At 58.0% G+C, this 22,741-nt stretch carries 22 protein-coding genes and 1 tRNA gene; 19 read left to right on the top strand and 4 right to left on the bottom strand.

Annotation, left to right across the window (positions count from 1 at the left end; translation table 11 throughout):
* Positions 1-18 precede the first annotated feature (18 nt).
* From tsaE to GDA65_02200, 3 genes are all read right to left on the bottom strand, one after another.
* Positions 19-612: a tRNA (adenosine(37)-N6)-threonylcarbamoyltransferase complex ATPase subunit type 1 TsaE gene (gene tsaE, locus GDA65_02210; GenBank protein MBA5861511.1), complete on the bottom strand. Its 594-nt coding sequence runs from the start codon at positions 610-612 to the stop codon at positions 19-21.
* Positions 584-2,140 carry an NAD(P)H-hydrate dehydratase gene (locus tag GDA65_02205; GenBank protein ID MBA5861510.1) on the bottom strand — a complete coding sequence of 519 codons (1,557 nt, stop codon included), beginning with the start codon at positions 2,138-2,140 and terminating at the stop codon, positions 584-586. Before GDA65_02205 ends, tsaE begins: the two co-directional genes overlap by 29 nt.
* Before the next feature lie 69 nt (positions 2,141-2,209).
* Entirely contained in the window at positions 2,210-2,923 is a 714-nt protein-coding gene (locus GDA65_02200) for a pyridoxine 5'-phosphate synthase (protein MBA5861509.1), read from the bottom strand.
* A gap of 301 nt (positions 2,924-3,224) precedes the next feature.
* Between GDA65_02200 and GDA65_02195 the strand changes: the two genes are divergently transcribed.
* The 13 genes from GDA65_02195 (at position 3,225) to rlmB (ending at position 15,853) form a co-directional block, all read left to right on the top strand.
* A complete protein-coding gene (locus tag GDA65_02195) occupies positions 3,225-4,421 on the top strand; it encodes an alanine transaminase (GenBank protein ID MBA5861508.1) in 1,197 nt (398 codons plus the stop codon).
* Positions 4,418-5,731: a homoserine dehydrogenase gene (locus GDA65_02190; protein MBA5861507.1), complete on the top strand. Its 1,314-nt coding sequence runs from the start codon at positions 4,418-4,420 to the stop codon at positions 5,729-5,731. The genes GDA65_02195 and GDA65_02190 overlap by 4 nt, the downstream gene beginning before the upstream one ends.
* 46 nt (positions 5,732-5,777) lie before the next feature.
* Positions 5,778-6,836, top strand: coding sequence for a threonine synthase (locus tag GDA65_02185; GenBank protein MBA5861506.1), 1,059 nt, complete (start codon positions 5,778-5,780; stop codon positions 6,834-6,836).
* A gap of 18 nt (positions 6,837-6,854) precedes the next feature.
* Positions 6,855-8,105 carry a phosphoglycerate mutase gene (locus tag GDA65_02180; protein MBA5861505.1) on the top strand — a complete coding sequence of 417 codons (1,251 nt, stop codon included), beginning with the start codon at positions 6,855-6,857 and terminating at the stop codon, positions 8,103-8,105.
* A 5-nt stretch (positions 8,106-8,110) separates the two neighbouring features.
* Positions 8,111-9,346 (top strand): aspartate kinase, encoded by a 1,236-nt coding sequence (locus GDA65_02175; GenBank protein ID MBA5861504.1) that lies wholly within the window; start codon positions 8,111-8,113, stop codon positions 9,344-9,346.
* A 130-nt stretch (positions 9,347-9,476) separates the two neighbouring features.
* Positions 9,477-11,066 (top strand): citramalate synthase, encoded by a 1,590-nt coding sequence (locus GDA65_02170; GenBank protein ID MBA5861503.1) that lies wholly within the window; start codon positions 9,477-9,479, stop codon positions 11,064-11,066.
* Positions 11,067-11,211: 145 nt separating this feature from the next.
* Entirely contained in the window at positions 11,212-11,487 is a 276-nt protein-coding gene (locus GDA65_02165) for an integration host factor subunit alpha (GenBank protein MBA5861502.1), read from the top strand.
* A gap of 41 nt (positions 11,488-11,528) precedes the next feature.
* Complete coding sequence (locus GDA65_02160; GenBank protein MBA5861501.1) at positions 11,529-11,882, top strand: MerR family transcriptional regulator; 354 nt, start codon at positions 11,529-11,531, stop codon at positions 11,880-11,882.
* A gap of 62 nt (positions 11,883-11,944) precedes the next feature.
* Positions 11,945-12,021, top strand: a tRNA-Pro gene (locus tag GDA65_02155).
* A gap of 163 nt (positions 12,022-12,184) precedes the next feature.
* The gene (gene surE, locus GDA65_02150; protein MBA5861500.1) at positions 12,185-13,000 is read left to right on the top strand and encodes a 5'/3'-nucleotidase SurE; all 816 of its coding nucleotides are present in this window, start codon (positions 12,185-12,187) and stop codon (positions 12,998-13,000) included.
* Positions 13,001-13,005: 5 nt separating this feature from the next.
* Positions 13,006-13,632, top strand: coding sequence for a DedA family protein (locus GDA65_02145; GenBank protein ID MBA5861499.1), 627 nt, complete (start codon positions 13,006-13,008; stop codon positions 13,630-13,632).
* 9 nt (positions 13,633-13,641) lie between these two features.
* Entirely contained in the window at positions 13,642-15,102 is a 1,461-nt protein-coding gene (locus GDA65_02140) for a cysteine--tRNA ligase (GenBank protein ID MBA5861498.1), read from the top strand.
* Entirely contained in the window at positions 15,077-15,853 is a 777-nt protein-coding gene (gene rlmB, locus GDA65_02135) for a 23S rRNA (guanosine(2251)-2'-O)-methyltransferase RlmB (protein ID MBA5861497.1), read from the top strand. Before GDA65_02140 ends, rlmB begins: the two co-directional genes overlap by 26 nt.
* 16 nt (positions 15,854-15,869) lie before the next feature.
* Here rlmB and GDA65_02130 read toward each other — a convergent pair whose 3' ends face one another.
* Positions 15,870-16,154 carry a hypothetical protein gene (locus tag GDA65_02130; GenBank protein ID MBA5861496.1) on the bottom strand — a complete coding sequence of 95 codons (285 nt, stop codon included), beginning with the start codon at positions 16,152-16,154 and terminating at the stop codon, positions 15,870-15,872.
* Positions 16,155-16,376: 222 nt separating this feature from the next.
* Between GDA65_02130 and GDA65_02125 the strand changes: the two genes are divergently transcribed.
* The 6 genes from GDA65_02125 (at position 16,377) to GDA65_02100 (ending at position 22,551) form a co-directional block, all read left to right on the top strand.
* Complete coding sequence (locus tag GDA65_02125) at positions 16,377-17,150, top strand: prepilin peptidase (GenBank protein MBA5861495.1); 774 nt, start codon at positions 16,377-16,379, stop codon at positions 17,148-17,150.
* Positions 17,151-17,360: 210 nt separating this feature from the next.
* On the top strand, positions 17,361-17,876 hold the full coding sequence (locus tag GDA65_02120; GenBank protein ID MBA5861494.1) for a hypothetical protein: 516 nt from the start codon (positions 17,361-17,363) through the stop codon (positions 17,874-17,876).
* Positions 17,873-18,400 carry a prepilin-type N-terminal cleavage/methylation domain-containing protein gene (locus GDA65_02115; protein MBA5861493.1) on the top strand — a complete coding sequence of 176 codons (528 nt, stop codon included), beginning with the start codon at positions 17,873-17,875 and terminating at the stop codon, positions 18,398-18,400. Before GDA65_02120 ends, GDA65_02115 begins: the two co-directional genes overlap by 4 nt.
* Positions 18,397-19,173, top strand: a complete 777-nt coding sequence (locus tag GDA65_02110) for a prepilin-type N-terminal cleavage/methylation domain-containing protein (GenBank protein ID MBA5861492.1) — start codon at positions 18,397-18,399, stop codon at positions 19,171-19,173. Before GDA65_02115 ends, GDA65_02110 begins: the two co-directional genes overlap by 4 nt.
* A gap of 21 nt (positions 19,174-19,194) precedes the next feature.
* Complete coding sequence (locus GDA65_02105; GenBank protein MBA5861491.1) at positions 19,195-20,682, top strand: hypothetical protein; 1,488 nt, start codon at positions 19,195-19,197, stop codon at positions 20,680-20,682.
* 69 nt (positions 20,683-20,751) lie between these two features.
* Positions 20,752-22,551 (top strand): general secretion pathway protein GspE, encoded by a 1,800-nt coding sequence (locus GDA65_02100; protein MBA5861490.1) that lies wholly within the window; start codon positions 20,752-20,754, stop codon positions 22,549-22,551.
* The last annotated feature ends 190 nt before the right edge of the window (positions 22,552-22,741 follow it).

Here is a 22,741-nt window from a genome sequence, read left to right as displayed (position 1 = left end):
GCCCTCCCTGGCCGAGGGTCATTGTACACGGGTTTGCGAAACCACTCTAGTGGGACGACGCACGGACATGCGAGAGCGAAGGGCGAGGAGCAGGCGTAACGCAGATGGGCCTCTGGCTGTGAGCACCGCCTGTCGCGCGGACGGGGGGTGATGGGTAAGATGAATCTCGAGCCGATCATTCGGAAGCCCTGCGCCCCAGCGTTCGGCCCATTCAATAGCGAGGACAGCGCGGCCGTCTACGTAGTCACCCAGGCCCGTATTCTCGAGTTGGGCGGCAGTGAGGCGGTATAAATCAGTATGGATCAGAGGAAGGCGGCCACGGTATTCGTGGATTAAGGTAAAGGTCGGACTACTCACAGCCATGGGTTCGGCGCCGAGTCCATCGGCGATTCCTCGAACCAGTGACGTTTTTCCAGTACCCATTTCTCCGAACAGGGCCAGAACTTCGCCTCCCTCGAGGAGGAGGCCCAGACATCGGCCTAGCCGATGAGTTTGCTGCCGGGAGCGAAGGAGTGTTTTCCAGGGTTTAGTGACAGCGGGAGACTGTGCGCGCTTCTGCCGGGAAGAGGAGGCGGTTGACGGCTTAGAGGTGGGTGGTTGGCGCGATGGCATGGGGGATATGGCGAATCAGATCGCGGGCAATCATGCCGGCCTGGCCGAGTTGCTGCGCGGCGAGATCTCCGGCGAGGCCATGAAAGTACGTGGCTGCACAGGCGGCGTCCCATGGGCTCACGCCTTGGGCAAGCAACCCGCCGACCATACCGGTCAAGACATCTCCGGTCCCGGCGGTGGCCATTCCAGGATTGCCGGTCGGACAGATCGCGGCGACTCCGTCCGGTCTGGCGATGACTGTCCGGGCGCCTTTGAGAATGACGAACACGCCGCGTTCACGTGCGAAACGCGTTGCTGTGCCGAGGCGATCTTCATTCACGGACAGAGTGGTGGCTTCTGCCTCGAGCCTGGCCATTTCTCCGGGATGAGGTGTGATAATCGGCGGATGATGGCATTCCGTCAGCAAGGAGGCTTTTCCCGCCAACGCATTGAGTGCATCGGCATCGAGTACGCACGGCTTGTCGATGCGCTTCACGAATTCTTGCACCAAATCGACGGTCTCCGGATGCGTTGTCAGGCCAGGACCGATCGCAACGGCATCCCGGGATCCTCCGAATGCGAGCAGCCGATCCAGGCCAGAACGGGCAAACGTACGTGCCTTGGTTTCCGGCATCGGCAGAGTCATGGCTTCGAGGAGTTTGGCCTCCAGGATGTCGTTCACGCTTGAAGGAACGGCGGCCGTCACGAGACCGGTTCCGATTCGAAGGGCCGCCATCGCCGCCATCGCCGCCGCCCCGGTCTTGCCGACCGATCCGGCGATGATGCCGAGATGCCCATAGGTTCCCTTGTGCGAGGACGGCCGCCGCGAAGGAAGCACTGCGTGCGCCGAGGCGTCGGTCAGGAGCAGCAGCCGGCTGCCGATGGCCTCGACAAACGAAGCCGGAATTCCAATATCGACGAGATGAACCACACCCGCGCAATCGATGCCGGCTCCGCAATACAGTCCTGCTTTCGGCAAGCCAAAGGTGACGGTGAGGTTCGCGCGCACCGCGGCGCCCAGGATGGCCCCGGTATCGGCATGAAGGCCAGATGGAAGATCTACGGCGACGGTGAGGCGTCCGGCCGCATTGATGGCGTCTATCGCCTCGCGGTGCAAGCCGGTCACGGGCGCGGAAAGTCCGGTGCCTAGAATGGCGTCGATGACGATGTCGCTTGCCGCCAGCCGTTGTCGAAGCGCATTCGCATCAGTAGGACGAGTGGTGGATGATGGACCTGCGGTTCGTTGAAAGCGCTGATACATCGCCTTTGCGTCGCGACTGAGTTCGGTGGTCGGCGCCAATAACAAAACGTGGACCTGGGCTTTTTTTCGCCGGAGCAATCGAGCAATGACAAAGCCGTCTCCGCCGTTGTTGCCCTTGCCGCAGAGGATGACGATTCTTTTTCCCGCAACCGGTCCGTACCGCGTTTCCAGGTGAAGCACGACGCCTGTTCCAGCTCGCTCCATCAGTACCAGGGAGGGCACCTGAGCTTCTGTGATCGTTCGGTGGTCAAGCGCGCGCATGTGCTCGGCGGTCACGATCGGTATCATGATGTCAATCGGGTCTCCGGCCGGTGTTCGGTGGGGTGACGCATGGCCGTTCCCCGCAGCGGAGCCAGGCTAGGCCACCAATTCCTTCATTTCGCGAACAGCTTGAACGAGCCCGACCATGACGGATCGGGCGATAATGCTGTGGCCGATGTTGAACTCGACGATCTCCGGCAGTTTGGCCAATCGTTTGACGTTTTTATAGGTCAGGCCATGACCGGCGTTCACTCCGAGGCCGAGTTTGTACGCCAGTTTTGCCGCCTGGGTAATCGCTTCAAACTCTTCATCCTCTTCCTTGGAACGTGTGGCGTTGGCGTATCGGCCGGTGTGCAACTCGACATAGGCCGCGCCGATTTTATGCGCGGCCTTGACGTGTTCTAAGCTGGGTTCAATGAACAGACTTGTCGGAATTCCGCCATCCCTCAGCAACTCGACGATCTTTTGGATTCGCTCGCGGTGGTTGGCAACATCCAATCCGCCTTCCGTGGTCAACTCTTGACGACGTTCGGGAACCAACGTGACCAGGTCGGGTTTCACGCTGAGGGCGATTTTGGCCATGGCGTCGTCAGCAGCCATTTCTAAATCTAACTTGGTTCGAACGATTTCCCGCAGCATCGTGAGGTCGCGGTCTTGAATATGACGGCGATCCTCTCGCAGATGCACCACTAAGCCGTCTGCGCCGGCCAGCTCGACCAGGATTGCGGCGGTCAGAGGATCGGGGTCGGTTCCTCCGCGCGCCTGCCGGAGTGTTGCCACATGATCGATATTGACGCCTAGTCGAGCCATGACACCTCCGCCATTCCCATGGATGATGCTGGAGAAAGATTCCGGAACTGGTCGAAATTCATAGACAATTCTGTTGTTCCTGAGGCATTATTAACAGAAGAAGGTGGGGCGGGGCAAGAAGGCTTCTGTCAAGGCGCCGTCACATTTTTTCCGCGTTCACGGCAGAGCGGCAAGCTGCAACTCCATAGAAATATAGTGAAATTGACTCATTTTGAGGGCTCTATTAAAATACGCCCCTTTCAGAGGCGTGACGACTCAACCCGTTCAGCAGAGGACCCGCCAGTAGGAGTCTGACACATCCATGTCGATCAGCGACGGTTTTTACCGCATCAAACGACTTCCTCCATACGTATTTGCCCAGGTGCAATCCCTGAAACTTGAGGCGCGTCAACGGGGTGAGGACATCATCGACTTCGGGATGGGCAATCCGGACCAGCCCACGCCGCCCCATATCGTCGACAAACTAATCGAGGCATCCAGGAAAGCCAAGAATCACCGCTATTCAGCCTCGCGCGGCATCACCAAACTGCGCCACGCGATTACCGGTTGGTACAAGCGCAACTATGACGTGGACTTGGATCCCGAGACCGAAGCGATCGTCACGATCGGTTCGAAGGAAGGTCTCGCACACCTGGCATTGGCCACGATCGGGCCTGGTGATGTCGTGCTCACGCCGACTCCGACTTATCCCATCCACATGTACAGTTTCATTATTGCGGGCGGTGAGGTGCGCGGGATTGAGCTGCGTCAGGACAGCGATTTCTTCGACGATCTGCTGCGGGTCTATCGTCAGACCTTGCCGCGTCCCCGTATTCTGGTCATCAATTTCCCGCACAACCCCACGACCGCCGTGGTCGATCTCGAGTTCTTTAAGAAAATTGTCGCATTTGCCAAAGAGCACGATGTGATTGTGATTCACGATCTGGCCTACGCCGATATCGCATTCGACGGCTATAAGGCGCCGAGTTTTCTGCAGGTGCCGGAGGCGAAGGATGTGGGCGTCGAGTTTTACACGCTGTCCAAGGCCTATAATATGCCCGGCTGGCGAGTCGGATTTTGTGTCGGGAACCGTGAAGTGGTTGGGGCGCTTGCCAAGCTCAAAAGTTATCTCGACTATGGCATTTTTCAGCCGATTCAAATCGCTAGCACCGTCGCGTTGAATGGCCCGCAGGATTGCGTGAAAGAGGTTGTGCAGCGGTATCAAAACCGCCGGAACGTCCTGGTGAATGGTCTGAATCGTATCGGTTGGTCCGTGGCATTGCCCCGGGCGACGATGTTCGTGTGGGCCCGTATTCCGGATCCGTTCCGGCACATGGGGTCGCTGGAGTTTTCGAAGTTGCTGCTCCGTGAAGCGAAGGTTGCGGTATCGCCCGGCCTTGGATTCGGAGAAGGCGGCGATGAATTCGTGCGGTTTGCGTTGGTGGAAAATGAGCACCGTACGCGGCAGGCTCTACGCGGGATCCGGAAAGTCTTGAATCTGGATGATCAGGAACCATGAACACTGAAATCGGGGTCGGGTTAATCGGATTCGGAACGGTCGGCACTGGGGTGGCACGGGTGCTGATAGAGAATGCCGACCTGATTCGTCGCCGGGTGGGTGTGCCGATCAAGCTGGTGCGCATTGCGGACTTGGATATCACGCGTGATCGGGGCATCGCGATTCCGCCAGGCCTGTTGACGACGGACATTCAGCAGGTGTTAACGGACCCGCGCGTGGATATCGTCATCGAACTGATGGGCGGGTACGACCTTGCGAAACGAGTCATTCTGGATGCGGTGCAACGAGGCAAACACGTCGTGACGGCCAATAAGGCTCTCCTGGCTGTGCATGGTGAGGAGATTTTCGCCGCGGCTTCCCGTCAAGGGATCGACCTGGGATTCGAAGCGAGTGTGGGGGGCGGCATCCCGGTGATCCGCGCATTGACCGAAGGTTTGGCGGCGAACAATATCCAATCGATCTACGGCATTATCAACGGTACCTCGAATTATATTCTGAGCCGGATGACCAGCGAAGGGCAGCGGTTCGAGGTCGTGTTGGAGGAAGCTAAGCGAGCCGGCTATGCCGAGGCTGACCCCACATTCGATGTGGCGGGTATTGATTCGGCCCATAAGCTCACCATCATGGTCAGTCTGGCCTACGGCACGCCGGTCAACTTCAAGGAAATTTATACCGAAGGCATCACCGGGCTTACACCGCTGGATATTGCCTACGCCAAGGAGTTCGGGTTTACCATCAAGCTGCTGGCAATTGCGAAATATTCCGACGGAGAAATTGAAGCACGCGTGCATCCCACCATGGTGCCGTCTGCCTCGCAAATCGCGAAAGTGGATGGTGTCTACAATGCCATTCAGTTGGTCGGTGATGCCGTAGAGGACGTGGTGCTGTATGGCCGCGGCGCCGGGTCCATGCCGACGGGCAGCGCGGTCGTGAGCGATGTGATGTCCATTGCACGCGACATGCTCAAGCATGCGACCGGACGTGTGCCGCCGGCGTCTTATCAGCCGGATCAACGCCGGCCATTACGGATGCGGCCGATGGAGGAAATCACCTCCCTGTATTACATCCGTTTTATGGTCCTGGACCGGCCTGGCGTGTTATCCCAGATTGCTGGGGTGTTGGGGCGTTACGGCATCAGCATTTCTTCCGTCTTGCAGCAGGGACGCAAGGAAGGGCAGACTGTGCCGGTGGTCATCATGACGCACATGGCTAAGGAGCGAGATGTTCAGAACGCGCTCCGTGAAATCAATCCGATGCCCTACATCTCCAAGCCGACAACCCTGATCAGGGTTGAGGGGCAGGACGAATGAGGGAGCAGTCTCCGCTCTTGTTGCGAAGGTAGTTAAGTAGGTTGTTATGACTCGCTGGCGCGGCATTATCGAAGAATACCGGAAGTTTCTGCCGGTGACGGCTCAGACGCCGGTCATCACGCTGGGGGAGGGTAATACGCCCCTCATTCGTGCGACACGGCTGGCAAAAAAAATCGCCCCCGGGGTGGATCTCTACCTCAAGTATGAGGGGATGAATCCGACGGGATCGTTCAAAGATCGCGGCATGACGATGGCCATTTCCAAGGCTGTCGAAAAAGGCGCGCGAGCGGTCATGTGCGCCTCCACCGGCAATACGTCCGCCTCGGCAGCGGCCTACGGAGCCCGGGCTGGCATTGCCGTGTATGTGCTGATTCCGGCTGGAAAAATCGCTCTCGGCAAGTTATCGCAGGCCATGATGCATCAAGCCACGGTCATTCAGGTGGAAGGAAATTTTGATCAGGCCTTGACCATCGTCAAGGAGTTGTCGGCGATCTATCCGGTGGAGCTCGTGAACTCGCTCAACCCGTTCCGCATTGAAGGTCAAAAAACGGCCGCGATGGAGATTTGCGACGATCTGGGTGATGCGCCGACCGTCCATGTACTTCCTGTGGGGAATGCGGGTAATATCACCGCCTATTGGAATGGGTATCGCGAGTATCGTGCGGCCAATCAAACGACGCGCTTGCCTCGGATGATGGGTTTTCAAGCCGCCGGGGCCGCGCCGATTGTCTTAGGGCATGTCGTGGAAGAGCCGCAGACCGTGGCGACGGCGATACGGATCGGCAATCCGGCCAGCTGGCAGTCGGCCCTCACGGCGGTCGGAGAATCGTCTGGCGCAATCGATATGGTGACGGATGAAGAAATTCTTCATGCCTACGCCTTGGTCGCGAGGGAAGAAGGGGTCTTTTGCGAACCAGCATCTGCTACTTCGGTGGCCGGTGTGATTAAGTTGAGCCAAGCCGGGCAATTAAAGGAAGGTGCCACGGTCGTGTGTACATTGACCGGGCACGGTTTGAAGGATGCCGATACGGCGATCGGCATTTCACGTCAGCCTCAAACGGTGAAAGCCACCCGCGATGATGTGGCCCGCCTCCTTCATGTCTGATTACCTCAGGAACATTGCATGAAATATTTGATCCTGCATGCCGACGGGATGGCAGACCTCGCCTGTGCGGAACTCGGTGGGAGTACGCCTCTCCAGGCCGCCAAGACTCCCTTTCTTGACCAAGTCGCCCAACGCGGAGAAGTGGGACTCTTGAGTCTCCCTTCCGACGCAGGCACGACCGGCAGTGATGTCACCGCGGTTGCTGTCCTGGGCTATGACCCCAAGAAGTATTATCCAGGCCCCGGTCCGCTGGAGGCCGCAGGTCTCGGTGTGACGGTGGGTGAGCAGGACGTCGTGTTCCGTTGCACCATGGTCACGGTGCGAAGCGAGTCTGCCTCCGGCGGGAAAGACCGCGCGGCCGACATCAAGAAGCTGGGACCGCATGTGGTCATGGAAGATGCGACCGCCGGGCTGATCGAGACGGAGCAGGCCCGTGAGTTGGTCGAAGCCGTCAACGAACAGTTGGGATCGGAGAGCATTCAATTTTACCCGGGGTCCGGGCATCGGCATTTGATGGTGTGGGTTGGAGGGAAATCGCGCGCGACCTGCGTAGACCCTCAGCAGCTCGTTGGACAATCCATCGCTGAGGCCTTGCCAGCGGGCGATGGCGCCGATGTGCTCCGAAAAATCATGGACGCCTCCTTTTTTATTCTACGCGATCATCCGGTCAATGAGGAGCGCGAGCAAGAAGGGCTCAAGCCGGCCAATTGTCTGTGGTTGTGGGGGCAGGGGCGCGCTCCGTTGTGGCCGCCTGTACCTGAGCGCTATCAGATCGCCGGTGTCGTGGTCTCAGCCAGTGATGTGCATCGCGGACTTGGTCTCTGCGCCGGCTTGGACGCGGCCGACTTGCCGGCCGATAGTGGCGATGAATCAGAAACCTTCGCCGGCTGTGTGAACGCGGTCGTTCAAGAGTTGGCCAAGAAAGACCTTGTTTATCTCCATGCCGGTCTATCGGATGACGTGCTCCATGCGGCCAATGTTCAGGACAAGGTGCAGGCCATTGAGCGTTTCGATGCTCAGGTGGTCGGGCCGATTCTTGCGGCCCTGGCAAAGTATCCGGCTCACCGGCTGCTCGTCGTGTGTGATCCAGGTCTGGCGAAGGGGCACGGTTCAGAGGCTCCGCCGATCTTGTATGCCCTATGCGACGGTGCCGCCCAGCCATCGGTCGGCTCGGCAACCCGCTTTCATGAACAGGATAAGGCCATCGCCGGATCCGCGCCTCGCGATGCCACCAAACTCATGCTGCGGCTATTCCATCGTGGAGCGTAAGGGTTGTGGCACTGATCGTTCAGAAATACGGCGGGACTTCGGTCGGGAACATTGAGCGGATTCATCGCGTCGCCGAACGAGTCGAGCGCGCGCAGAAAGACGGGCATCAGGTGGTCGTGGTGCTCTCGGCTATGAGCGGCGAAACGGATCGACTGCTCAAGCTAGCGCATGAGGCGGCGAACTCACCGGATGAGCGTGAACTAGACATGCTGCTTTCAACGGGCGAGCGGGTCACCATCGCCTTGTTGGCCATGGAGCTTCGAGGGAGAGGAGTGAATGCCCGTTCCTTCACGGGCCGGCAGGTGGGCATTCATACGGACAGTGCGCATACCAAGGCGAGAATTTCCCGTGTCACGGCTGACCGTATCAAAGAAGCCCTCGCCGGCGGGGTTATCCCGGTTGTCGCCGGGTTTCAGGGGATTAACGCCAGCTCGGATGTCACGACTTTGGGACGAGGCGGATCTGATTTGACCGCGGTGGCGTTGGCTGCGGCACTCAAAGCGGATCGCTGCATCATTTATACGGACGTTGACGGGGTGTATACCGCCGATCCCAACATCGTGCCATCCGCGCGTCGTCTCGACAAGATTTCTTACGAAGAGATGCTGGAAATGGCGAGCCTGGGCGCCAAGGTGTTGCAGAGTCGCTCGGTCGAATTTGCGGCGAAATATTCCGTTCCGGTGGAGGTCAATTCAAGCTTCAAGGAAGGAAAGGGAACCCTCGTGACACGTGAAGATGCCGATATGGAAGGGGTCATGGTGTCGGGTGTGACGGGAGACCGCAATCAGGCCAAGATTACGATTGTCGGGGTGCCGGACCGTCCCGGTATCGCCGCGCGTGTTTTTGGTGCTGTGGCGAATGCCAATATCGTTGTGGATATGATCATCCAAAACGTCAGCCAGGCCTCCATGACCGATATCTCCTTCACCGTGCCAAAGCCAGACCTGCGCAATGCCGTTGATCTCGTTCAGCGTTTGTCGCAGGAAATCGGGGCTCGATCGGTCGCTGTGACCGAATCCATCGCCAAGGTGTCTCTTATCGGCGTCGGCATGCGATCCCATTCCGGAGTGGCGGCGAAAATGTTCGAGGTGCTGTCACGCGAAGGCGTCAATATCATGATGATCAGCACATCGGAAATCAAAATTTCCTGTGTCATCGAGGAGAAGTATCTGGAATTGGCCATGCGCACGCTCCACACTGCGTTCGGCCTGGATCGCGTATCAGCGCCGGCGTTGAGCTGATTGCTATGAACGGAACCGTCCGCTGAAGAGGCGGGCCCCGCGACTCTTCAAGACAGGCCGAGCAGCGCTCATATTTATGAAACGTCGAACAACAGCCTCACGCCGGTCTTCTGCTCCAGAATCACCCCGCGTGCTGACGCTCACCGCCGCGCAGGCTTCCGCACTCGAGATCTACGATACGACCTTGCGCGATGGGGCTCAGGCGGAGGACGTCAGTTTCTCGGTTGAGGATAAGCTTCGCGTCGCGCAACAGCTCGATGAACTCGGTGTGCACTTCATCGAGGGCGGATGGCCTGGGGCGAATCCCAAAGACATTGAGTTCTTTCGACAAATCAAAACCCTGCCGCTTCGGAATGCGACTATCGTGGCGTTCGGCTCGACGCGAAAGGCCAGCAATCCGGTCCGGAAAGACAAAAATCTTCAGGCACTGCTGGATTCGGGTACGCCGACCATCACGCTCTTCGGAAAGAGTTGGTCCTTTCAGGTCACGGATGCCCTGGGCATTGCGCTTGCCAAGAATTTGGAACTCATCGAGGATTCCATCCACTACCTGCGTTCCAAAGATCGGCGCGTATTCTATGACGCGGAACATTTTTTTGACGGGTATAAGGCCAATCCCGAGTATGCGCTGCAGACCATCCGTCGTGCCATCGCCGGCGGCGCCGAGCGGGTCATTCTGTGCGACACGAACGGCGGCACGATGCCCTGGGAGATTCGGGAAATTTGCCGGGTCGTGAAGCAGGAGTGCCCGGTACCCTTGGGCATCCACGCGCACAATGACAGCGAAATGGCCGTGGCCAATTCACTGGTCGCCGTGGAGTCGGGAATTTTGCAGGTGCAGGGCACGATCAACGGAATCGGCGAGCGGTGCGGCAATGCCAATCTCTGTTCCATCATCCCAAATCTACAGTTGAAAATGCAGCGCCCGGCACTCGGCAGCAAACTGACACGTCTGAAAGATGTCTCAGGATTTGTGACGGAGATCGCCAATCTGATGCCCAATAAGCGGCAACCCTATGTCGGGGATGCGGCATTTGCGCACAAGGGAGGCGTGCATATTCATGCGGTCCTCAAAAATGCGGCCACCTACGAGCACATTGATCCTGCCGTTGTGGGGAATCGTCGCCGGATTCTGGTCTCCGATTATGCGGGACGCAGCGGATTAATGGAAAAGGTCGAGGCCTACGGCATTTCGTTGACGAAGAATCATGCGAAGCTCCAGGAGCTTGTCGAGACGCTCAAGGAGCGTGAAAGCCAGGGGTATCAATTCGAAGGCGCCGAAGGGTCCTTTGAATTGTTGATGCGCAAAGCGATGGGGAGCCATCGTCCGTCCTTTCAGTTGCTGGGCTTCCGGGTGATCGTCGAAAAGAAGCAGGAACATGGGCTTCTGCTGTCGGAAGCGACGGTCATGGTGAAGGTCGGGGACGTGGTCGAACATACGGCGGCGGTCGGAGCCGGACCTGTGAATGCGTTGGACCATGCGCTGCGCAAAGCGTTGGAGAAATTTTATCCGCAGCTTCGTGAAGTGAAACTGCTCGACTACAAGGTGCGCGTGTTGTCTGCGGACAAGGGCACGGAATCGAAGGTGCGCGTGTTGATTGAATCAGGGGATCATAAAGACAAGTGGGGGACGGTCGGGGTCTCAGAAAATATTATGGAAGCCAGTTGGCAGGCGCTGGCCGACAGCATCGAGTACAAATTGCTCCTTGCCGGTCGCTGACGCGGTTTTCCCTCCATTCGGCGCATATAATCCTTGACAGGCCAGGTAACCTCACGTAACTTATGGGGAAATTCTTTGTCTTGGACGCTCGACACCAAGAAGCACTTCCTAAGGAACGACTCTAGTGGATGGCGGGGGGAAAGGCATGAGAAAGGCGGATATCGCGAACGAAATCTTCAAGCAGGTTGGAGTGTCTAAAAACGATGCAGCTGATATCGTCGAACTCGTGCTCAATCTGCTGAAGGGAGTGCTGCAAAAGGGTGATGCAGTCAAAATCGCAGGATTTGGAAATTTTGTCGTTCGAAGCAAAGGGGCCCGCAAAGGGCGTAATCCGCGAACCGGTGAAGAAATCGGCATTACCCCCCGTCGCGTGGTGACGTTTCGGCCCAGTCAGGTCTTTAAAAAGTACGTGAATTCCTAGTCGCTACCTTGCCACGAGCACACGCAGCATGAGGACCGGTCATGGGGAATGATCCCAGACTGGGAAGTAAGGTTTTTTATAAAATCGGCGAAGTCAGCAAGATTTCTAAATTGCCGGCTTATGTCTTGCGGTTCTGGGAGTCGGAGTTTAGCTTCCTGAGGCCCAAGAAAAGCCGTGGCAATCAGCGTCTGTATGTGCAACGTGATGTGGATACGGTGTTGGAGATTAAGCGCATGCTCTATGATGAAGGGCACACGCTGGCCGGAGTGAAGCGGTACTGGGCTCGCCGGGGACGGGCAACCGTCAAGAAAAGCGGGTCGCGGAAAGAACTGGCACAACGTGTCAGGGGCGATCTCCAGGCGATCATCCGCATGATCGATTCACATTCAGTGTGAACTGTTCCGGTGATGCGGGCGGCTGCGTCCAACCGTGTGGGTAACATCGATGTCGGCCGTGTCGGGGCGTAGCGCAGCCCGGTAGCGCACTCGCTTGGGGTGCGAGGGGTCGTGGGTTCAAATCCCGCCGCCCCGACCATCGGCACGATGGAGTCCCTCACGCACGAATCCTAAAAAACGTTGGTCATTGAGACCGACCATCTTCGCCTACCGGTGATTCTTCTCGTTTTTCTCACCACCACCCTCAAGCCGACGGTTCCGGTACTCCCGTTCACGGTGGTTTCCATGCAGAAGGAGTCTCTGTGGCGCGCGTACGAATTCTGGTAACCAACGATGATGGGATTGCGTCCCCCGGAATTCATGCCGTCGCAGCTGCGCTCGACGCGCTGGGGGAAGTGTGGATTGTCGCACCCGACCGCGAACGAACCGCGGTGGGACATGCGGTCACCCTGCACAAACCGCTGCGCATCACCAAAATGGCGCCCCGCGTGTTCATGGTGAACGGGACACCCGTGGATTGTGTCAATCTCGCGTTGGTGAAAATCTTGCCGGGATCTCCGGCGCTGATCGTATCGGGGATCAATCGCGGCGTAAATCTCGGCGATGATGTGATGTATTCCGGTACCGTGTCAGGCGCCTTGGAGGGAACGATTCTCGGCATTCCATCGGTAGCTGTATCGCAGGAAGGCGGGGAGACATTCCGGTTTGAGGTCGGGGCGAGGTATGCGGCTCGAGTGGCTGCTGAAGTGCTGCGGCACGGATTGCCGGCGGAGACCATTTTGAACGTGAATATTCCCGATCTTCCGTTACGTTCCATCAAGGGGGTCAAGGTCACGTGTTTGAGCCGGCGCCGCTTCAATAATCCCATTGTCGAGAAAGTGGATCCCAGAGGGCGCAAATATTACTGGATTGCGGGGACCCGCCAATCGTGGAGCCGTAAGCAGGATGCAGACCATGAAGCCTTGGAGCGCCGGATGGTGTCCGTGACGCCGATCCATCTCGATACGACCCACCACGCGATGCTGGAACACTTTAAAGCCTGGGAGCAGCCGCTCTCCAAACGGTCCACGACCGGGACCGCGGCGAGCCGGCGTGCGCATAGGAGGTCTCACGCGTGACCGCACTGATCGAGTGGTTGATCGAAGTCCTCGGCAGATTTGTCATTGCGACCATCTCGACCCTTGGCTACACCGGCATCGTGGTGACGATGGCGATCGAAAGCGCCTGCATTCCCCTGCCGAGTGAAATCATCATGCCGTTTTCCGGCTATCTGGTCTCCACCGGCCAATTTACTCTGCTGGGCGTCACTCTGGCCGGTGCGATCGGGAACGTGCTGGGGTCCTTAGTGGCCTATTATGTTGGTGTGTGGGGTGGGCGGCCGTTTGTCGAGCGATACGGCCGATATGTGCTTGTGTCGCAGCATGACATGGAAGTGGCCGACCGATGGTTTGCGAAACATGGAGAGGCGGCGGTGTTGATCGGCCGACTGCTGCCCGTGGTTCGAACGTTCATCTCTCTCCCGGCGGGAATTGCGCGCATGGACATTAAAAAGTTCGTGCTGTATTCGTTTGTCGGGGCGGTTCCGTTCTGTTATGCGCTCGCATATGTGGGATTAAAGATGGGGGAGCACTGGAATGAATTACACCAGTATTTCCATCACGCCGATCTGGTGATCGGTGTGTGTCTCGCTGTGGGCCTCGGCTATTTCGTTTGGTCGCATTGGCCCAGGCGCCGCCACTCCATGGAGTAATGACGCATCATGTTGCGCCTCTATAATACATTGACCGGAAACAAGGAACCGTTTGAGCCCATGGTGCCTGGCAAGGTCCGCATGTACGTGTGCGGAGTGACGGTGTATGACTATTGTCATATCGGACATGCTCGCAGCGCGTTAGTCTTTGATGTGTTGCGGCGCTATCTGGAATACTCCGGCTTTGGCGTGGAGTTTGCCAAGAACTTCACCGATGTCGATGACAAGATTATCAAGCGCGCTCACGAACAAGGGGTCAGTTGCGAGCACATCACGACGACATACATTCAGGCGTATTACGACGATATGGATAGGCTCGGGGTTCGGCGGGCTACCCTTGAGCCGAGGGCGACGGAACACATCGCCGACATTGTCGCGCTGGTCGATACTTTGGTGGCCAAGGGGCTGGCCTATCGCGTCGACGGGGATGTCTATTTCCAAGTTGACCGGTATCCGGTGTATGGCCGCCTCTCCAAACGAAAGATTGATGAGTTGCAGGCCGGCGCGCGCGTGGATGTGGACGAGCGCAAACGCCACCCTATGGATTTTGCCCTGTGGAAAGGGAGCAAGCCCGGTGAACCGTCATGGGACAGCCCGTGGGGCCCGGGTCGTCCGGGTTGGCATATCGAATGCTCGGCGATGGCGATGCGGCATCTTGGTGAAACCTTCGACATTCACGGCGGCGGGATGGATCTCATCTTCCCGCACCACGAGAACGAGATCGCGCAATCGTGTGGAGCAACCGGCAAGGAATTCGCGCGCTATTGGGTGCATAACGGTTTTGTGCAGATCAATCAAGAGAAGATGTCCAAGTCCTTGGGGAATTTCTTTACCATTCGAGAAATTTTCGACAAGTCTGAATGGCCTGATGCGGTGACGGGCGAGATGTTGCGATACTTTTTGCTGTCCACGCACTATCGCAGCCCGTTGGACTTTTCCGATCAAAGCCTGGCGGAAGCCAAAAACGCCCTCAACGGATTGTATGATCTCTTTGAACGACTGAAGGAGTCGGCTCCTGCCCATGGCGCGGCCGATCAGCAGATCCGCGAGGCGAATACCCGAACGCGGCAGGCGTTTGTTGACGCCATGGACGATGACGTCAATACGCCCAATGCTGTGGCCGCGCTGCAGAAGTTGCGCGGAGAAACGAACAAGGCGCTTGAGGCTGGACTGTCCGCTGAGATGCGGCACGCCGTGCGGAGCGAGTTTCGTTCGTTGGGGGCGGTGCTGGGGCTGTTACAGCCTGACCGGTGGCAGTTCAACAGTCAGGTGCGGGATAAAACTCATGGCGCTCCGGGTGTCCCAACGAAGGTTTTGTCCGACGAAGACATCGCTGACAAAATTGCTGCCCGACTGGCCGCAAAACAATCCAAGGACTATAAGCTGGCGGACCGGCTCCGAGCCGAGCTGGCGTCTCAGGGCATTGTGATCGAGGACCGGCCGGATGGCACCAGTCGATGGAAAAGATAATTCGTCGGAAGTGATTTACGGCCTGCATGCGGTGCGCGAGGCGCTTCGTGCCGGGGTCCGTCCTCTTCAGCGGCTGCTCGTGTTGGGAACAGATCGGCAGTTCGGGGAAGTCGTGCGGCTCGCCAGAGAGCGACGCGTGCCGGTGTATGTCGAGCCACGCGCGGCCTTTGATCGGCTTGTTCCCGCCGGCCACCACCAGGGCGTGATCGGCCTGGTCGCCGCCAAGTCTTATGCCGACCCGGATATGATTCTCGCTTCGGCGCAGACCCCTGATCAGACTCCTCTGTTGGTGCTGCTCGACGGTGTCGAGGATCCGCACAACCTCGGGGCGATTCTTCGGACGGCTGAAGCGTCAGGGGTGCAGGGGGTATTCATTCCCGAACGCCGGGCGGTGGGATTGACGAGTGTGGTGGCCAAGGCGTCAGCCGGAGCCATGGATTATATGCCGGTCGGCAGAGTGTCCAACCTGTCGCGATGGATCGAGCGTCTGCAACAGGCCGGCGTCTGGGTATATGCGTTGGATGCCGAAGCGCCGAAGGTCTACACGCAGCTGGACTTCCGCGGGCCCGTCGCCCTGGTGTTTGGCGGAGAAGGGAAGGGCGTGCGGCCAGGAGTTCGCGGTGCCTGCGATGATGCGGCGCACATTCCCATGTCGGGGAAGGTTGGTTCGCTCAATGTCTCTGCGTCGGCGGCCATCGTCCTGTATGAGGCTGTGCGTCAGCGCCGGGAACGAGGGGAAGGGAAGGCCTGAAAGTGAAGATGGCGGATTACCGGAGCTTGAGCATTTTTCCTTGAATGGCGGCCTTGAGCAGCTGCGCGGTGTTAGAGACCCGAATCTTTTTCATCATGTTGGCCCGGTGCGCTTCGACGGTCTTCACGCTGATCTTGAGCCGTTGGGCGATTTCCTTATTCTTGAAGCCAGTCCAGATCAGTTCAAGGATTTCCTGTTCGCGGGTGGTCAGTGCTTCCGGACGACGTTTGCGAACCGGAAGAATCGGCTCGGGTAAGAGGGGTCTGGTTCGACCTTTGGTAGTCCTGGCAGCTGTCGGCATGTACGTCTCGCTCCACTTGGGATAAGGACAATTCTCAGATTGAGTCGTTCGACTTCTCAGGCCCAAACGTTGTCGGATTATACGCAGCGCTTCTGGCGTTTGTAAATGAAAAGAGGCGGGTGCGGAGGGGCGAATGCATGCTCTTATTGTCCTAGGGCTGTATACGTATAATTAAATCCACGCGTGCGGGCATGAGACGAGCGAGCCGTGGCGGGAGGCTTGATGATCCCCTATGTGATAGTGCTGCTGTTCGGTGCGGTCATCGGCAGCTTTCTCAATGTCTGTATCTACCGATTGCCGCGCGAGGAATCTGTGGCATGGCCCGCCTCCCGTTGTCCCGCCTGTGGCCGGCCTGTCGCGGTGTACGACAACATCCCCATTCTGAGTTATCTGATCCTGCAGGGTCGGTGTCGTTCCTGCCATGCGCCGATTTCTATTCAATATCCAGTGGTCGAAGCGGCTAACGCGATCGGATATGTGCTGATTTTTTGGATGTTCGATTTTTCCGCCGAAGCCTGGGCCTATGCGGCCGTACTCTCGGCGCTGATTGTCATTACGGGGACCGATCTTTCCCATACGATGATCCCTGATGCGGTGACTCTGCCGGGGATTGTCGTTGGTCTGGCGTGCGCCGCCGTCATTCTGCCGATCAGCCTGATGGACTCGCTTCTCGGCGTCCTTGTGGGCGGAGGAATTCTATGGTTCTTGGCCTGGGTTAGCCCCTATGTCTTCGGAAAAGAGGGAATGGGCGGCGGGGATATTAAACTCATGGCCATGGTCGGCGCCTTCATCGGGTGGCAGCCGGTGTTGTTGGCCATTATGATCGGATCGTTTTTGGGCTCCGTGGTCGGTGTCGGCCTCATTGCTGCCGGAATCACCCGGCGCGATCAATATATTCCCTTCGGACCGTTCCTCGCGGTGGGATCGCTTCTCGCGCTCCTGTTTCACCAGCCTCTCCTCAACTGGTATTGGTCTCTCATCAATCTGCCACAGTGACTGTCTGCAAAACGGCTTCCATAGCCGCTTTACAGACAGTCATGCTCCTGCGATCTGTATCCGAATGGATGGGGCACTGTATCTGATTTGGAACAGTTCACAATTGTCCATGCCCGTTGACACTCGTCATACGATGGTGTGCGAGCGTCTTCGCTCGCGCACAACCTCGCAATCTCGACATCTTTTCCCGGGTTTCGAAGAAGCCTATCGATGGACTTCCTGGCACGCTGCCGAGCGAGGCAACGGCACGGAACTTGGAAATGCTCTACGCGCTCGACGAAAGGAGCGGACATGAACGAACGGGGAGTCAGTGTAGTGGAACTGTGTACGGTGCTCGCCATCGTGGCGATTGTGATGGGGGTCAGCGCGCCCGGATGGTCGGCTCTCGTCGCGAAACAGCGTCAACGGGCGGTTGTGACAGAGATTGCCTCGGAATTACGCATGGCCCGGCAGTTAGCGATGGCGCGGCACGAACGTATTCGAGTCGTTCTGAACAGGGAACAATCTGAATTGCGCACTGAATGTGTGGACTGTGACCCGAAGGTGCTGCGTCGTTATGAGTTCGCGCACACAGGCACCGTTGTCGATTCGATGAGCACCAGGCCTGAAATTCTTTTCCAGGCCAGCGGCCGTTCCGCTACGGCAACGACCATGGTGCTGATCGATTCCAGGCGGGTGACACATCAGGTGACGGTAAGCATCACGGGACGGGTGTCGATGTCATGACACGACCTGAGGTGAGGTATATGAAACAACACGGTTCGATGACGAGTGCGTCGGGGTTTACGCTGGTGGAAAGCATGGTGGCCTTGGTGGTGCTGTCGATTGGAATCATCGGGACGATTGGAATGTGCGAGTGGGCTCAGCGTGGCCTTCAGCGCGGTGCGATGACGACAACGGCTCTGGCTTTGGCGGAATCGTGCCTGGAGGCGAAACGAAGCCTGCCGTGGGATCAGTTGTTGGCGGATGATCTCGATCAGAACGGGACTCTGGAGTCCATCATGCGCGACGACGGTCTAGTGGACGATGAAATAAATGGCGACGGCATCTTCACCGGCAGTCAGACGCGCTCCAATATCAGACTGGTCTGGACGGTGGAACTGAATCGCGCAGGTCAGCCAGGGTCTTCGAGCCTGGCGACGATCGAGGCGCGGGCGACGTTCACCACGCTCGGCGGGCAGGAACGCGAAGTGCGTGTGCGTACGATCCGGGCAAATCCACGCGTTGTCGGCTCGGTGACGTTGTCATGACACATGCAAGCCTTCTTCGCTCACAACAGGTAGTGCCGATGCGCACAGGATGGTGTCTCAACACCAGGGGCGTAAGTCTGATCGAACTCCTCATCGCCATGGCCATCAGCAGCGTGGCGATATCGGGAGCGATTCAAGCCTTTGCCGCCTACGGTCTTCGGTTGAGCGCCCAGCACGCCAGCATGACGGCCAATCAAGAACTGCGGCTAGGGCTGGATGTGCTGTGTAGCGAACTGCGGTTGGCGGGAGGCGGGTTATTGGGTGGAGAGACGGCTTTTAGGAAGATGGCGGTGGACGAAGTCGAATTTTTTGCCAACTTGAGCGGGTCGTCAACCGTCCTGACCCAAGTTGCGGAAGCTGGTCGGCAGGACTTGCCGGTCGAAGATGGCGCCGATTGGCCAAGGGGCAAGCAAGTGCTGCTCTGTACTGCCGCGCGTTGTGCCTGGAATCGTTTGGCTACTGACGGCCGGAAGCAAACATTGATGCTCATGGCGCCGACTTCCGAGCAGTATCAGGCGAAAAGCGCCGTCTTTCTGCTGAATAGGGTTCGCTATTACGTGAAGCGCCTTGATGAGAAGACAGGGCGATTGATGCGAGAAGTGGACGGCATAGCGAGCACAGTGTTGAGCGATGTGAGCGGAGTGCAGCTGCAGTATTTCACCAGCAGCGGAGGCATAGCGACGGATGCGCGTGATGTCGTGCGGGTTCGTGCGACGATACAGGTTGGACAACAAGGATCGATGCTCTCGCGAGATATTGCGATCCGGATGTAATCAGCAGAGAGGACAAGAGACATGAATAGGAGCGGGGAGCGGTCATCGAGGGCAAAGCAGGGGGATGAACGGGGAATGGCGTTGTTGGCGGTGCTGATGGTGGTATTTCTCCTCACGTTGTTGGGAATGACCTCCATGCAGCTGGCGGGGCAGGAAGTCGTGGGCGCCAGTGCGTTACAGGAAGAGCGGGTGGCGCATCACGCTGCGGAGGCGGCCGTAGATGTGGTGATGGGGTGGTTTCACGATCCGGCACTGCAACCGCAGGAAGTCGCCACGACCTGGTTTGCCAAACGACTGATCAATGCCCAGGGGGATCCTTCTTATGTTGACGCGCAGGGTCATGCGCAATTCGTCGGGACGAGCGCCAACCCTGATATGGTGTTCGATGCAGCGAATCTCCAACACGACCGATTATTGAACGATCCTCAGACAGGCTGGTTCAAATCGATGAAGGGCCTCGCGAAAATTCTCAAGTTGCGAGTATACGGGGCAACGCGGCCGGGTTTGCTCTGCACGGTAGAAGTGACGGCGGGGGCTGGCCCTGCCTCGCGTGTCACAAAGACGTTGAGTATGGAATTCGGCGCCTATGCCGTTCCCGCGCTACATGCGCCGTTGCAGAGCGGCGCTCTTGGAAGTGAGTCGGTGCAGTCCCGATCCGGATCCGTGTTCGCGCATTGGGGTGAAATGGTGATTCGTGGTCGAGCCTATTTCCCCCGGCCGGAAGATGTGCCGATCAAGAGCGGAGTGGCTCCGGTGAGCGGACAGGCGTATGACGAAATGGGTCACCGCGAGGATCGGTGGCTGACGATCCGGCTCGGGGGCGATGCGTTTTTCGCCCAGCTTCCGATCGAGGCCTGGTCAGCGGTGCCATTGAATGTTCATGCTCACCAGGAGCCGGTCCCCGGCATCAAGGCGGATCAGTGGGACTACGCGACCTTGAAGCGGATGGCCATGCAGTTTGGCCGATTATACGGGATCGATCGGGACGGGCTGTTATATGAGGGGGGTGTGATTCAGCCCGGTTTGGGGCGTCCAGCATCCGAGGTGTTTGCCTCAAAGGGGCCGGGAGATCATCGGGGGCTCGTGTTTGTGGACACGCTGGATGGGATGCCGCCCCGCCTCGACAACTTGGGTTCCATTGTGCTCGATCAGGACTATGCCGAAGGCATCTTTATTGTGAACGCGCATGTTCTGTGGAAGGCAGGAAGTTCCGGAAGAGCCGTACCGGCGTTGAGCCCGCCGCCTGAGGGGCAGCAGTCGCTCGGGACGCGGATACCGGTGCAGCTGTCCGGCATTCACCTTCAAGGCGTCTTGTATGCCGCAGGTGATGTGCGATTTACAGGCCATCTGAAAATCTACGGCGGGGTGGCGGCACAGGGGGCGATTGTGGAAGGCGCCAATGGTTCGGGAATGTTGGAGGTGTGGTACAACCACGATCTTCGCGAAGGGCTTGTGCAGGGATTGCCGGTGGTGTTTGTCGCTCCGGGCAGTTGGCAGACCAAAGTTTGAGGCGACAGGTGTTCTCTCGACATCGGGCAATCGGCTCATCGTCAACGTAGGTGGAAAGGGATCAGCGCTATGATTCGCGCAACTTCGACAGGGGTATTGTCAAGCGGACCGACATCAGGGAAACCATGCTCGCCCCGGATACGTCCCTCGGGCCTCTATGAGCCACTCGTTCGTCAGGGGTTTATCCGGCAGGAGGAGCTGACGCTTGCCCTTTCAGAAGCGTGGCGAAAGCGGATGGATGTGGCCACGCTTCTCATGGATCGCTATCGAATTCCCAAACCGGTAATCGGCGCAGTTTTGGCAGAATTCTACGGCTGTCCGTTTCTCGCCTATGATGAGCAGACGGTCGTGGAGCCTGAGTTGCTGAAGAACCTCAGCCTCGACTATCTGAGAATGAATCATTGGGTTCCTCTCCGGCGGCAGGACCTGGGGGTAGAGGTTCTGATCGACGATCCTCAAAACCCTGACAAGTTGCTCGATGTGCGGCGTGCATTTCCAGGTCAGGCGGTCTTGTATCGCGTAGGTTTGCGGGCGGATATCGAGCGCGTGTTGAGTGACATGTGTGGGCGTGAGGTCGGCGATCCGATCACGGACATTCTCGGCGAGCTGGTCAGTGAAGCACAGTTGGAAGAACAGCAGAATGCGACCATTGCCGCAATCACCGAAAACGATTCGGCGATCGTCCGTCTCGCCAATCAGATTATTGCGGAGGCCTATCGGCGTGGCGCGTCGGATATTCATATCGAGCCTTATGCCGACCGTAAAGAAACGGCTGTGCGTTTTCGAGTGGATGGGACGTGTTTCACCTACATGAGGATTCCCGCCGCCTATCGTCGGGCGATTGTCTCGCGCGTGAAGATCATGGCCAGCCTGGATATCGCCGAACGGCGTAAGCCCCAGGATGGAAAAATCCGCTTCAAATTGACTACGGGGCAGGAGATTGAATTGCGTGTCGCAACGCTTCCCACCGCCGGGTTTAACGAAGACGTGGTTCTCCGCTTGCTGAGCGCCAACGGTCCCAGGCGACTCGAAGAGTTCGAATTCAGTGCCGAGACTCGCCGTCTGGTTGAACATCTCGCCCATAAACCGCATGGTATTGTCCTGTGCGCCGGTCCGACAGGGTCAGGCAAGACGACGACGTTGCACGCCATTCTGGCTTCTATCAATACGGACGAACGAAAGATCTGGACGGCGGAAGATCCGATAGAGATCACGCAGGATGGCCTACGGCAGGTGCAAGTCCACCCGAAGATCGGACTGACGTTTGCCGCCACGATGAGAGCCTTTCTGCGGGCCGACCCTGATGTGATCATGATCGGCGAAATGCGCGACAAGGAAACGGCGGATATTGCCATTGAAGCCTCGTTGACAGGCCACCTGGTGTTCAGCACCATCCATACGAATAGTGCCGTGGAAACGGTCGTGCGGCTGCTTGATATGGGTTGTGATCCGTTCAATTTTTCTGATGCCATGCTGGGTGTGCTGGCTTTGCGGCTGTGTAAACGTATTTGTTCGCACTGCCGGGAGTCCTACCATCCGACTCGCGGCGAATACGATGAATTGGCGCAGGCTTTCGGAGAGGAAGAATGGGCAACTCGGCGACCGACGTATGATGGGGCGTGCAGATTGTTTCGCGGCCGAGGATGTGAGGTGTGCAATCACACCGGGTACCGTGGGCGGGTTCCAATCCATGAGTTGATGGTCGTCTCAGAGCGGATGAAAGCGCTCATTCAAGGGAGAACCCGCACCGGGGAATTGCTGGCGCTTGCCAAAAGTGAGGGCATGCACACCTTGCTGCAGGATGGCATTGAAAAGGTCCTCCAAGGGCTCACTACATACAAGCAAGTGCGCGCAGTGGCTATGAAATAGCGGCCTTCCCTTCGGTTGTGCCCATTGCCTGTCGCCCCTTTCCACCCTTCAGCGAAGGTCAGCCGGTTCCAGGCACGAATCGCTTCCAGCGCGGGTCGATTCGTAGAAAAAGATGCCTGTGCTGGTATCCTTCCATTTTTCTAATCTTGCGAACCCTGCCTCGGGCTCACGACAGCCTCTCCCTTCTCTT

This window comes from Nitrospira sp. CR1.1 (genome assembly GCA_014055465.1).
Taxonomy (GTDB): domain Bacteria; phylum Nitrospirota; class Nitrospiria; order Nitrospirales; family Nitrospiraceae; genus Nitrospira_A.
Note: the sequence above shows the minus strand (reverse complement) of the source record. Positions and strands in the feature narration are given on the sequence as shown.